General features: G+C 61.7%; 10 protein-coding genes and 1 pseudogene. 5 read left to right on the top strand and 6 right to left on the bottom strand.

Annotated features, from left to right (window positions below):
• The coding region (locus tag ACTHL0_RS21085; RefSeq protein WP_440568844.1) for a sodium-independent anion transporter at positions 1-384 on the top strand (384 nt) is incomplete at its 5' end.
• A 41-nt stretch (positions 385-425) separates the two neighbouring features.
• Here ACTHL0_RS21085 and ACTHL0_RS21080 read toward each other — a convergent pair.
• The 3 genes from ACTHL0_RS21080 to ACTHL0_RS21070 all read right to left on the bottom strand — a co-directional run bounded on the left by ACTHL0_RS21080 (position 426) and on the right by ACTHL0_RS21070 (position 6,634).
• On the bottom strand, positions 426-2,876 hold the full coding sequence (locus tag ACTHL0_RS21080) for a PAS domain-containing sensor histidine kinase (RefSeq protein ID WP_440568843.1): 2,451 nt from the start codon (positions 2,874-2,876) through the stop codon (positions 426-428).
• 249 nt (positions 2,877-3,125) lie between these two features.
• Positions 3,126-5,027, bottom strand: coding sequence for a GGDEF domain-containing protein (locus tag ACTHL0_RS21075; protein ID WP_440568842.1), 1,902 nt, complete (start codon positions 5,025-5,027; stop codon positions 3,126-3,128).
• Between the two features lie 287 nt (positions 5,028-5,314).
• Positions 5,315-6,634 carry an MFS transporter gene (locus ACTHL0_RS21070; RefSeq protein ID WP_440568841.1) on the bottom strand — a complete coding sequence of 440 codons (1,320 nt, stop codon included), beginning with the start codon at positions 6,632-6,634 and terminating at the stop codon, positions 5,315-5,317.
• Between the two features lie 768 nt (positions 6,635-7,402).
• On the opposite strand from ACTHL0_RS21070, the gene ACTHL0_RS21065 reads away from it, so the two are divergent.
• A complete protein-coding gene (locus ACTHL0_RS21065; RefSeq protein WP_440568840.1) occupies positions 7,403-8,137 on the top strand; it encodes a cupin domain-containing protein in 735 nt (244 codons plus the stop codon).
• 2 nt (positions 8,138-8,139) lie between these two features.
• Entirely contained in the window at positions 8,140-9,465 is a 1,326-nt protein-coding gene (locus ACTHL0_RS21060) for an NAD(P)/FAD-dependent oxidoreductase (RefSeq protein WP_440568839.1), read from the top strand.
• A 30-nt stretch (positions 9,466-9,495) separates the two neighbouring features.
• Here ACTHL0_RS21060 and ACTHL0_RS21055 read toward each other — a convergent pair.
• Positions 9,496-9,741 (bottom strand): annotated as a pseudogene (locus ACTHL0_RS21055) (PDDEXK nuclease domain-containing protein); the annotation flags it as partial.
• A 123-nt stretch (positions 9,742-9,864) separates the two neighbouring features.
• A complete protein-coding gene (locus tag ACTHL0_RS21050) occupies positions 9,865-10,002 on the bottom strand; it encodes a hypothetical protein (RefSeq protein WP_440568838.1) in 138 nt (45 codons plus the stop codon).
• A gap of 70 nt (positions 10,003-10,072) precedes the next feature.
• Here ACTHL0_RS21050 and ACTHL0_RS21045 point away from each other — a divergent pair, with 70 nt between their 5' ends.
• The gene (locus ACTHL0_RS21045; protein ID WP_440568836.1) at positions 10,073-11,452 is read left to right on the top strand and encodes an FAD-containing oxidoreductase; all 1,380 of its coding nucleotides are present in this window, start codon (positions 10,073-10,075) and stop codon (positions 11,450-11,452) included.
• A 199-nt stretch (positions 11,453-11,651) separates the two neighbouring features.
• The gene (locus ACTHL0_RS21040) at positions 11,652-12,287 is read left to right on the top strand and encodes a cytochrome b (RefSeq protein ID WP_440568834.1); all 636 of its coding nucleotides are present in this window, start codon (positions 11,652-11,654) and stop codon (positions 12,285-12,287) included.
• Positions 12,288-12,350: 63 nt separating this feature from the next.
• Here ACTHL0_RS21040 and ACTHL0_RS21035 read toward each other — a convergent pair.
• A partial coding sequence (locus ACTHL0_RS21035) for a hypothetical protein (RefSeq protein ID WP_440568833.1) occupies positions 12,351-12,751 on the bottom strand: 401 nt, incomplete at its 5' end.

Genomic DNA, 12,751 nt, shown 5'->3' with positions numbered 1-12,751 from the left:
GCACGCCGCATTCCCGGCCTCGTGCTGCTGCGCTGGGACGCTCCGCTGTTCTTCGCAAACGCGGAGATTTTTCGCGAACGTGCGCTCCGCGCGGTGCGAGAGGCGCCGACCAAGACGAGTTGGATCGTGATCGCGGCCGAGCCCGTGACCGATATCGATGTCACTGCCGCCGATGCGCTCGTGCAGATCCACGATGAACTGCTCGAGCGAGGTGTGACACTTTCCTTTGCCGAGATGAAAGGGCCGGTGAAGGACAGCCTGAAACATTACGGCACCTTCGAACTGATTGGCGAGCGCAATTTTCACCCGACAATCGGGCAAGCGGTGGATCGCTACTTGCAATCACACTCCGTCGAGTGGCACGATTGGGAGGACAAGGCATAGCGGCGAGGTGACGCAACGGCACGTGGTTGGCACCAGCCCGATCAGGTTTGTCCCGCGACTTCCTCCACCGTCGTCCCAATCGGGATACGGGCGCAAATCGTTGTGCCGACATGTCGCGCACTTTCAATGGCCAGCTCGCCCCCGACGGCCAGCGCGCGTTCGCGCATCCCCACCAACCCGAAGGTATTGAGCTTGGGCCGAGTCCCGGTATCGAACCCCCTACCGTTGTCTGTCACTTCGAGAACGAAGCACTCGGACTCGCGTCGAAACGCGATCACGATGACCTCAGCCTTCGAATGCTTGGCAGCGTTGGTCAACGATTCCTGCGCGATACGAAAAATCGTCACCAGCTGCTCTTCCGTCATGTCGACTTCACCATGGGGCACGCGAAGCGCGCAATGCAGTCCGGTATGCCGCATGAACGTCGCGGTCAGCCATTCCAGCGACGGAATCAGCCCCATGTCGAGTACGGGCGGCCGCAACGATGACGAAACGTCACGCGTCGTTTGAATGGTCGTATCGACAAGGGCGAGCATCCGCCCCGTCGCCTCGCGTAGCTGCGGTTCTCCATCGCCGAATTGAATACCCAGCAGCTTCAGGTTCATTCTCAATCCCACCAGTTGCTGCCCCAACTCGTCGTGCAATTCGCGTGCGATGCGGCGGCGCTCCTCCTCCAGGTCGGTATCGCGCCGGCTGACAAGCGCACGCAGCGCCCGTTCCATTCGCTTATGAACGGAGATGTCCGAGCAGATGGTGAGTGCGCTCACGACTTCTCCGCCAGGACCGAACTCCGGTGCAATTCGAACAGCGTGCCATGCGGGCTCTCGATCGCGCGTGAGGCAAAGCTCCAGTTCTGTCGGAATACCGCTCGCGATGACCTTCATCACGCCATGCAACAGGTGATCCGCGGCCGATGCCGGGGTCACGCAACGCTGCGCAATCTCACCCGCCGACAAATCGGGCACCAATAGATCGGCGTCCCCTTCAAACCTCGGATTCACATAGATTCGTCGGCCGCTACGGTCATAACGCGCGATGGACATGGGAAGGTTTTCCGCCAGCGTCCGGAATTCGCGTTCGCGGGCGGCCAGCGTTTGCGCTATGCGATTGCGCTCCGTGATGTCACGCGCCACACCGAGTACCCCTGTCAACTTGCCATCGGCGTCGAATACCGGAACCTTACGCGTTTCCAAGAGGGCACGCTCCCCGGTACGCGGATCGGTGATCCACTCTTCATTGATGCAGACCCGTCCCGCTTCAATCGCAGCCCTGTCTTTCTCTCTAAAGAAATCGGCCAGTTCGGCGTCGAAGAAGTCATAGTCGGTTTTTCCGATGATCGCGGACGCCGGCTGGCCTACGAGCTGTTCGAGGACATGATTGCAGAGCAGAAAGACGCCGTCCGGATCTTTCAGCCAGACCATGTCCGGTATGGTCTGCAGCACGCCGAGCAGCTTGACGTGCGTCTCGTTGAGCGCCTGTTCCACCTGTCTACGGGCTGTAATATCGCGCGACAGCACAAGGAAGGTGTCGGCGGCAGGGCAGTCGCCTGGCTTCCTCGCGACCGAATGCTCGAACCACCGCCGACCGCCACTCGGCAGATCGATGGCGATCGTGTGGCCGTACGTCACCCCATGCTCGCCGGCTTCACGTATGGCTTGCATCGCGACTTCAGCTTGCACGGGAGCCAACACTTCACGGACAGATCTGCCGACCAGTTCCTTCGCCGGGCGCGCCAGCGATTCCGGATTCTTCGTCCAGACATTCAGGTAACGGCCGTCGCCGTCCACCTCGAACAGCACGTCGGGGATAGCGGCGATGACCCCTTCCGCAAGATCGAGTGCTTTCTTATGCGCGAATTCTGCCCTTTTGCGCTCAGTGATGTCGTAGCCGACGGCGAGCACCGATGCAACGGCACCTGCCTCGCCGCTTTCGGCGACGCAACGAATCTCATGGATGACCTGCTGCCCGTCGCAAGTCACGAACCGCAGCTCCTTGACATGGGGACAGCCGGTCCGTGCCGTTTCGAGCACCATGGATTCGTATGCCGAATAACCTTCCCCGATAAAAAGCTGCGTGGGCCGCTTGCCGAGCATATCCGCAGCGGCAATGCCCAAAAAGGCGGACAGCCTCGGGTTCGCATACCGATAAGTGCCATCCGCGTTATGACGCGCGAGATGGTGCGGCAGGTTTTCGGCAACGGCCCGGAACTGACGCTCGCTCATCGCGAGTGCGTCACGCATTCCAAGATGGCTGGCGGCACCCGCCGCGATGTTCGTCGAAAGATCGGCACTGAGGTCCCGCAATTGCCCGCCAAGCAGATTCAGCTTAGCTTGGACCGCGTGCAACGGCTCGCTGCTCGCTCCCAGCGCGAGCAGTTCGATGGCAATCGCATCGATGGCTTTCGCTGCCGCGAGGAATTCTGTGGTTTTTTGTTCGGTATCAAATGGCAATCGGAACCCCCGCTTGTTCGCGTTAGCGCTGTTGCGCAGCATCGCTGCTCGATCGATACGTGGAGAACGCACCACAAGCAATGGCTGCGACGCACCGCATGCCGGCGACGACGCCTACGAGAGGCACGATGGTGTAGGGTGAGACATCAACGCATTTCAGGATTCGCCCAGCAGCACGAGCGACGAGCGTCTTTATCGGTCAATTTGAAGGAACATTGCAGTCGGCTTGCCCTGAAAACGGAGTAAGGATTTTCTGAAGCGCGGCGACAGCGAAGTCTCGGCGGCTTCGTTTCAGTTCTGCGTCAGTTGGCAATCGGTCATCGAGACACGGTGACGGCCCTCGTCCTTCGCGCTGTACAGCGCACGGTCGGCCCGAAGCAGCAGCGCCTCCGGCGCCATGAAATCTTCGGCCGCGGCAACCGCCATACCCACGCTGATCGTCACGTATCCGAACGGCGACGTTTCATGATCGATCGACGACTCCCTCACGGCAGCGCAAAGTGCTCGTCCGATCGCGAGCGCATCATCGCGTTCGGCAACATGCGCGAGAACCGCAAATTCCTCGCCGCCATATCTCGCGACGAAGTCGTGTTCGCGCCGCACGTTCCTCGTCAATATTTCCGCGACACGACGCAGACAAGCATCACCGGCCGGGTGCCCATACCGGTCGTTGTAGCGTTTGAACCAGTCCACGTCGATCATCGCCAGAAGCAGCAATCCGCCATCACGATCAAGTCGAGCAAGCCCGTCCTCAAGGGCCTGGTCAAACGCACGCCGGTTGGCCACGCCGGTCATCTCGTCGGTCATGCTGACTCGAAGCAGCGTCCGATTGAGTTGTTCCAATTCGGAGGTGCGGAGCGACACCTTCTGTTCCAGCGCGTCGTGAGCCGCACGAACGCGCGCCGCCATGCTGGCGAAGTCCCGCGCAAGCTGACCGATCTCGTCCCGCGACCGCGTGGGCAGTTCGCCTTCTTCGACCACCACACCCGACTGGCCGACCCGTTCGGTGGCGCGCATCAGGCGCTTCAGCGGCTCTGCCACCTGCCTTTGCAGTATCGAGCGCAAAATGAAAATCTCGACGAGCAACGTGAGAAGGCCTACCGCGATCACGATCGCGAGGTTGGTCAGGATCGCCGGCCGCATCAACGATTTCGGGTAGTGCACGGCGAGGACCCATGGCGTCTCCGGAATGCGGCCAACGGCCGCGATCTCGCTTCCGCTCTCGACGAGCGCCGCGGTCCCGGGCGCGAGTTTCCGACTGGCATCGAGCAGCGCCCGGTAGCCGGTCAACCGCAGCGAGGCGATGGACGCATGCCCCTCACTGCGCGTAATGGCACCCGCGTAATCGCCGTCAAAGATAAGCGTACCGTCGCCGTCGGCGGCAAAGATGGTACTGCGCGTACCTGGCAACACCGGCGTTGCCGTTCGCTTCATCAGTCCTTCCAGTAGCAAGTCCACACAAGCCATGATCCGGTGTTTGCCGGAAGCATCGGCCGCGTCCGGCGTCGCAATCGTCGTCATCCAAGCGGCATTCGACGAGTCCCAATAGATTCTTGTGAACAGCGCCTCGCTACGCGTCTGGCCGAAGCCTCGCGAGTAAAACTCGTAAGTCTCGAGCCTTAGCGCATCGGGACCCTCGTATTTGAAAACTTTCGCGATATCCGCGGCCTGATAAATCGGAAAACCCTTCTCCGGCACGACGCCGTAGAAATTGAAAAGCCGCCCCTTCGTCGCGGAGCCGTACTGGTAAGACAGTAGATAGGAGAGCGCGAAGCGCGCCTTCACATCATCGTTCGGCGGCACGTCGGGCGCGTAGGTGGCCGACATATTCGGGAAGCGGCGGCCGTCCGGCAGCGGCTTGCCTTCGAACAGGCCGGGCCGCTGTGTGTAAGAGCCATCCGGATGCCGATAGAAGACAGCGTCGAAATCGTGCACCAGCGAGCGTCTCACTTCGGGCATCGAATCGATTCGATGAAATTCGTCGAGGAAGTTCCTTTCGAGATCCCTGACCTCCCGGAAAGGCAGCGATTCGCGTTGCAAGGCTTGCTCTGCCGAGAGCGAAAGCTGCGTACGCACCGAGTTCTCCAGCGCCGCGTGATTGACGCAATAGGAGACGGCGCCCGCGCAGAGGGAGACGAGAGCGATGCGCACGCCGGCAAGACGCAGCGCGCGCGACGTCAGGGTAGGGTTCATGGTTGAGCCACCGGGCGATACCTCGGCAACGAAACCCTGTCGGATTTGGGTCTAGGCTTGCTCTGCCATGAGAACCCCATTCGCCTGCCCCTCTATCGATCTATGTCCGTAACACTCCTTTAAACGACAGAAAATCACGTATCTGAAGGGCGAATGACAGTAAGGATTTCCCTATTTCGATTGACGTTTTTCCCCGGGGTCACCATCGTACGAGATGGCCGGTCGCCCGGCCCTGGCCCCAGGAAGCCTCGCTTGACATCGATATTCCCGCTTTCTCCTGGCGGCGATCAATTGACGTTCGCTGCGAGCGCGCTGGCGCGCAGCTCGGCTTCGCGGGCCTTGTGCTCGGCGCTGAAACGCACGGCGAATGCACAGACTGCCGACGCCAGCACGAAGCCGCCCATGATTGTCAGCGTCCGTTGCACGTCGCCAACGCCTTTCATCAGGAACCCGGCCGCGACGGCACCGACGTTGCCCCCGGCGCCCACAATCCCTGCCACCCCGCCGAGCGCCTGGCGGTCGATGAACGGCACGAGCGCATAGCTCGCGCCGCATGCCATGTGCAGGAACAGGCCGAACACGATCATCGCGCCGATTGCAGATCCGGCATTACCGGCGTACGCGAACGCGAGCAGACCCACCCCTTCGGCGGCGATCAGACCACCGAGCAACACCGAGCGGACCTCGAGGCCGCGCGCGGCTGCGAAACGATCGGACATCCAGCCGCCGAGCGCACGGGCGAACAGCGCAATGGCGCCGAAGATTCCACTCGCGAGTCCCGCATCCTTCAGCGAAAGGTGGAAGTGATCGACGTAGTACAGCGATGCGATATTGTGAATGAACACCTCGACACCGAAGCTGGCGGCGTACGTCGTGGCGAGCATCCAGACACGGTAGTTCCGGCACGCGGCGGCAAAGCTCGCCCAGCCCCCGGGCTTGTCACTCGCCACCGTCGCGCTCGCGGCACGCAGTGCGATGAAGTCGCCACCTGGACTGTCCTGCGTATAGCGCCAGTACAGCACCGCGACAACCAGCATGGCGATGCCGGGCACGACCAGCGCGATGCGCCAGGCCGACGCGTCGCCGAACCCGAGCATCATCGCCACAGCCAGCAGCACCGGCACGAATGCTTGCGCGAGGCCCGCGCCGGCGTTACCCAAACCGGCCGCCGTCGCGTTCGCCGTGCCGACGATGTTCGGCGCGAACATGACCGACGTGTGGTACTGGGTGATGACGAAGCTCGCGCCGACCGCGCCGATGCCGAGCCGGCAAAGCAGGAACGTCCAGTAGTCATGGCTGAACGCGACGGCAAATACGGGGATGGCGCCCAGCGTCAGCAGTCCTGAATAGACGCGGCGCGGACCGAAACGGTCGCACATGGGACCGATTATCAGTCGCGCCAGGATCGTCGCGGAGACGGCTGCGATGTTGATATTCGCGACGTCAGCTGCGCTCAGGTGAAAGTCCCGTGCAAACAGCGGCATCAATGGCGCACACGCGAACCACGCGAAAAAACAAACGAAGAACGCGATCCAGCTGAGTTGAAACGCACGCATCGGGGCGGTGCGCAGACTGAAAATCTCGATGCGGGTTGCTTTGCCTGACATGGGGTATCTACCAAACGAAACGGCGCCCTGCGCAGCCCCGACCGAGAGATCGGGGGCGCAGGGCGCCGTTGCCCAGGGCGCCCGTTACCGGGCGGCACACTATGAATGAGGTTCAATACATTATTGGGGGCGAATCGCCGTTGACTCGCCGGGGATTCCCTAAGCGAGTTCCGTGCCAATTCCCTATGTGCCCGTCAGGCAAGGCTTCGCCCGATATTCCAAGGAGCCGCACGGGGGAAGGAAGTCTCACGATGAAGCAGTACGGCACAGATACGGTGCGGTGCATGAGTTCTCGTTGCGCACGGATGTACCGCATGAACGCGCTCGGCGCGGACAAGGTTGAGATGTCGTTGCACCTTCGCGTGTCGTGGAGCTTGCTGCTGTGACAAGGGATTGGCGGCGCGGTATTGCTACGGTTGATGAGCAGCTGAAAATCGTTGCCGATAGCAAGGCTCCGGCTACGTGTCGCGGTCCGGCACGCCCGATCGCGAGATCGATCAGCGGTTTCTCATTGGAACACGGCATTGCGTCATCGACGCAGCAGGAACTGCCGCGGATCACCGCGAAAACGCGTGAAACATGTTTTTGTACTCATCAATTCGGCGCGGCTGCGAAGCCCTCTCCGCTTAAAGTTTAGCTGCCGGCATCGCCATCGGTGCATTACGAAGCGGCTCGTGGCGAGCCTGTGGTTCTTGCGTCCCGCGTGGACAACGTTGGGTCGCGTGCTTGCATGGACGAAGAGCCGTCCAGGAATTCATAGGAGCAAAAGTGATCGCAGCATTCGTATTGCACCGTGCCGAAGGTGCGCCTGTCTCGACCTCCTTTCGCAGGGGCGCATTCGGTCAGAACGATCCATTCGCGCGACATCGGGAGATCGCGTGGGAAGGACCGGACTCGATTGCCGCCGGTCGTATCAGCTTTATCGGCGAGCTCGACGTAGCGAGCTTTCCCCACATCGAAACCATTGTCGTCGTGGAAGGGGCGCTTGCGCTGGAAGCGGCCGGGATGCCGCCGTTGGTGCTGGGGCCGGACGAGGGTGCAGTGATCAGCTGCGGTACCGCACTGCGGATCAGAGCCGAATCCCGCACGCGTTTCGTGTTCTGCGCCGCCGCTTGCGAGCGGCCGACACAGACCGGCCTCGTGCCCTTGCGCGCCGACGCCGACTTCAAACCATCCGCGACCTTGCCGGCGGAAGTGTTGCTGGGCCCGGCTCCGGAATGCCGCAGCGATAACGTCTTCACCGATGACGGCGCACAGTACAAGGCGGGTACGTGGGATTCGACGCCCTACCACCGGATCATTCGCCCGCATCGCTTGAACGAATTCATGCATCTCGTGGCCGGCAGCGTACGGTTCGCCGCGTCTGACGGCAGCGTGCTGTCGCTCAGCGCGGGCGATGCGCTCTTCGTGCCCGAGGGTGCGCCGATCGGATGGGAAAGCAGCGACCGCGTCGCGAAGTTCTATGTTGTTCAAACCGTCCAGGCTACGAGCGAACGAGATTAATCATGTCCCCTCCGCTGCATCACATTGAAACTCCGTCCACGCCGCCAACTGCCGCCGACGTGGTCGTGATCGGAGGCGGCATCATCGGCGTCTTTGCCGCCTACTACATGGCGCAGCGCGGGGTTTCCGTCGCCTTGGTGGAGAAGGGGAGGATTGGCGCCGAGCAGTCGAGCCGCAACTGGGGCTGGTGCCGGCAGCAAAACCGCGATGCTCGCGAATTGCCGATGGCGAGCAAGAGCCTTGATCTTTGGGAACGATTTGCCATCGAATCCGGTGAAGACACCGGCTTTCATCGCTGCGGCCTGTTGTATCTGAGCAATGACGAGGCCGAGCTGTCGCGCTGGGCCAGTTGGGGCGAGTTTGCAAAGACAGCCGGCGTGACGACCTACATGCTCGACAGCCGCCAAGCGGCCGAGCGCGGGAAGGCGACGGGCCGGGCCTGGAAGGGCGGCGTCTTCTCGCCCAGCGACGGCACGGCCGACCCGGGCAAGGCCGCGCCTGCCGTGGCCACTGCGCTCATGAAGCTCGGGGGCAGCGTCACGCAACGCTGCGCGGCGCGCGGCATCGAGCTGGAGGGCGGACGGGTTTGCGGCGTAGTAACCGAAGCCGGGGTCATCAAGACGCGGACAGTCGTGCTCGCGGGTGGCGCGTGGGCGTCCGCATTTTGCCGGCAACTCGGCATCCGTTTTCCTCAGGCCTCGATCCGCCAATCCATCCTTAGCGTGTCGCCTGTGGAACATCGCTTGCCGGATGCTTTGTTCACTTCGGGCGTATCGATTACGCGCCGCACCGACGGACGTTATGCACTGGCCATCAGCGGGCGGGCACGCGTCGATGTGACGCCGCAGTTCCTGCGATTTGCGCCCCAGTTCGTCCCTATGTTTGCCAAGCGTTGGCGCAACCTTCTTCCGGGCGGCCTGGAAGGCGTCCGCGGGGGCCACGAGACGCTCAAGCGGTGGCGGCTCGATGCGCCGACACCCATGGAGCACGTGCGCATCCTGGATCCGAAGCCTGATCGCGCGACGGTCGCCGAAACGCATCGTCGCGCCATCGAACTATTGCCCGAATTACGCGACGCGAAGATTACGCATGCGTGGGCCGGGTTCGTCGACAGCACGCCCGACGGCGTTCCGGGCATTGGCGAGGTGCCGGGCGTGCCCGGATTGATCCTGGCCGCGGGCTTTTCCGGTCACGGTTTTGGCATCGGGCCCGGCGCCGGGCATTTGATCGCAGATCTCGCCACCGGTACGGAGCCGATCGTGGACCCTCTACCGTATCGGCCTGGCCGATTCGCGCATTCCGCATGGGGCAAGGTGGCGGATTTTTAGCGACGACTGTTCGATGATGACTAGGCATCACAATCGACGGTGGAAAAACACTAGATCGACGCGGAACCAAGAGTCGTCAATTCTCAAGCGACGTTGTCGCCCGATGAACGCGAAATCATCCCCGAGCACAACCGGTATCGACGGTGATTTTGCGGACAGCGTCTGCAAAATCTGGTCAATCGGCCATGCGAGGTAGAACGCGCGCATCTGCGCAAGGTTGCGCCAGCCGAAGCCGCGGCCGAGCCTACGATTTGCGTCCAGCATTTGTTTTTGGACACAACGACCCACGGTGTTGCAAGCGAGCATTTAGTCCATACCGGTTCAAAGGGCAGCTAGCCCACTGCTTGAAAGAGCTCCCAAAAAAATTGCAGTCGGGGCTGAAATCTCCTACCGTGGCGATCAGGCGCGAAACAAGGCTGTGATCGCCTTCGCTGTGCAGTGCAGCTCCAGATCGCCCCCATGCGTACCGCGGCAGCGCAAGGCATCACGCTCAAGATCGATGATTCGCTCCTCGATCATCTGACCGACGCCGGTCATGGCCAAGGGCCATCAAGGTAGCCGCAAAAAACGCTGCCCAATGACGGCTGACCGACAAAGGAGGCGCGCGATGAATCAACGTTTCGATGCAATCGTCATCGGCACCGGACAGGCCGGCCCGGCGCTCGCCGCGCGGCTCTCCGGTGCCGGCATGAAAGTCGCCGTCATCGAGCGGGGGCGGTTCGGCGGCACGTGCGTGAATACCGGTTGCATCCCCACCAAGACGCTGGTGGCCAGCGCTTATGCGGCCCGCCTGGCCCGGCGGGCTGCCGAGTACGGCGTTGTGATCGGCGGGCCGATCACGGTCGACATGAAACAGGTGAAGGTGCGCAAAGATCAGATGTCCGAACGCTCGAGCGGCAACGTGGAAAAGTGGGTCCGCGGCCTGGAGCATTGCACGGTCTACCAGGGGCACGCCTGCTTCGAGAGCGCGAGTACCGTGCGCGTTGGGGCCGAATTGCTGGAAGCGGAACGGATCTTTATCAACGTCGGGGGACGCGCGCTGATTCCGCCCATGCCAGGGCTCGATCAGGTGCCTTACCTCACGAATTCGACCATGATGGACGTGGACTTTCTGCCGGAGCACCTGATTGTCGTCGGCGGCAGCTATATCGGGCTCGAATTCGGTCAGATGTACCGGCGCTTCGGATCACGGGTAACGATCGTGGAGCGAGGCCCGCGCCTGATTCAGCGTGAGGATGAGGACGTGTCGCAGGCGGTGCGGGAAATCCTGGAAGCCGAAGGCATCGATGTCCAGCTCGATTCCAACTGCCTGAGCGCGCGGCGCGAGGGAGACAACGTGATCGTCGGACTCGATTGCTCCGGCGGCGCTCGGGAAGCTGTGGGCTCGCATCTGCTGCTCGCCGTCGGGCGCGTGCCGAATACCGATGCTCTCGGGCTGGACAAAGCCGGAGTGGTGACCGATAAGCACGGCTACATCGAAGTGGATGAACAGCTGCGCACCAACGTCCCCGGCATCTGGGCGCTCGGCGACTGCAACGGCCGCGGCGCGTTCACCCATACGTCGTACAACGACTACGAGATCGTTGTGGCCAATCTGCTCGACAACGATCCGCGCAAGGTGACGGACCGCATCCCGGCGTACGCATTGTTCATCGACCCGCCGCTCGGCCGCATCGGCATGACGCTGAATGAAGCGAAACGGTCGGGCCGCAAGCTGCTGGTAGGTACCCGGCCCATGACGCGCGTCGGACGCGCCATGGAAAAAGGCGAGAGCCAGGGATTCATGAAAGTGATCGTCGATGCGGACACCGGGGCGATTCTTGGCGCGTCGATCCTCGGCGTGACGGGCGACGAAGTGGTGCATTCGCTGCTCGATGTGATGTACGCGAAAATGCCGTACACCACGATCAGCCGCGCGGTGCACATTCATCCGACCGTGACCGAACTGGTGCCGACGATGCTGCAAGATTTACAGCCTGTGGCATAGCGCCGGAGCGTCCGCCGCGCCGCAGCGGTCTCGGGATGATGACATCCTGGGCGGCGGTCGTCCGAATCCCGAAATGATGGCGCAGATGGCCGGTGCACTGAAGCAGCGCGTATGAGCGGGCCGCGGTGGCTGCCTCCCCGGCCATGACGCATGCGCTGAATGCGGCGGCCGGTTGCCGCCGCTCAGGACCCCAGGCAAAATGAGAGCGCTGCCGAAGCGTGATGTGGATCATGCAGAACTGGCGGCCCTTCCAGATAGGGTGAATCGGACGCAAGCGATGCCCCCGATCGCAAACAACGAAGACCGCTACGGCATCGTCGCGATCGCGTTTCACTGGTCAATGGCCCTTCTGATGATCGGGCTCGTGGCCATGGGGCTCTACATGGCCGCCCTACCGGATGTCGGCTTCGATACCAGAAAGATCATACTGATTCTCGAACACAAGCAATTCGGGATGCTGGTCCTCGTGCTGGCCGCTTTGCGCTTAGGCTGGCGTGTCACCCAGGTACGGCCGAAACTGGTCGAACATCTGCCCGAATGGCAAATGATCGCTGCCCGGTTTGTCCATCTTTGCTTCTATGGCTTGATGTTCGCCTTGCCCATGACGGGCTGGCTCATGTCGTCGGCCGCCGGCATCCCGGTATCGCTTTTTGGGATCGTGACGCTGCCAGACTTCATCCACCGCAGCGACCGTCTGTTTGCCCTGTTCATCGGCATCCATAAAGCGCTCGGATACCTACTCATTCTCTTGCTCGCCGTCCATATAGGTGCCGCCCTGCGACATCATTTCGGCTTTAAGGACGATACCTTGCGCAGAATGCTGCCTTGGAGATAGGCGCCTCAAAGTCGATTCGACGAATATGCGCATTTAGATCTCCCTTCAAGGGCATGCTCGCCCTCACCGGTAGTCGACATCAAAACTCGATCGATCTCGCATCCAGTCAGGCTCGATCGTATTGAGCTCGATGTGATGGCTGGCAGGGAGGATCTCAATGGAGGCGATGGTCATGTGGTCCGGATTGACGCCCTCAAGCGTGACAAGCGCCTCAAAGTCGATTCGCTCTTCGGTCGTGCCCATCGGCATCGATTCTTTATCGACGCCGTCCCATTTTTTGAAATTGAAGTGGCTCGTCACCGTGGCGAGCGCCGTCGCCCGGACGTTTACGACAACTTCGACATCGCCGTCATCGACGGCTTCAAATTCTTCGACGGGCTCGGCAGGCAGGTCCACGTCCTCGAAGTCCGGCTCCACCACATTCTCTTGGAATTCAAACGACGAGTCGGCTTCCATATCGAACC

This window comes from Trinickia sp. (assembly GCF_051961175.1).
Lineage (GTDB): Bacteria > Pseudomonadota > Gammaproteobacteria > Burkholderiales > Burkholderiaceae > Trinickia.
Note: the sequence above shows the minus strand (reverse complement) of the source record. Positions and strands in the feature narration are given on the sequence as shown.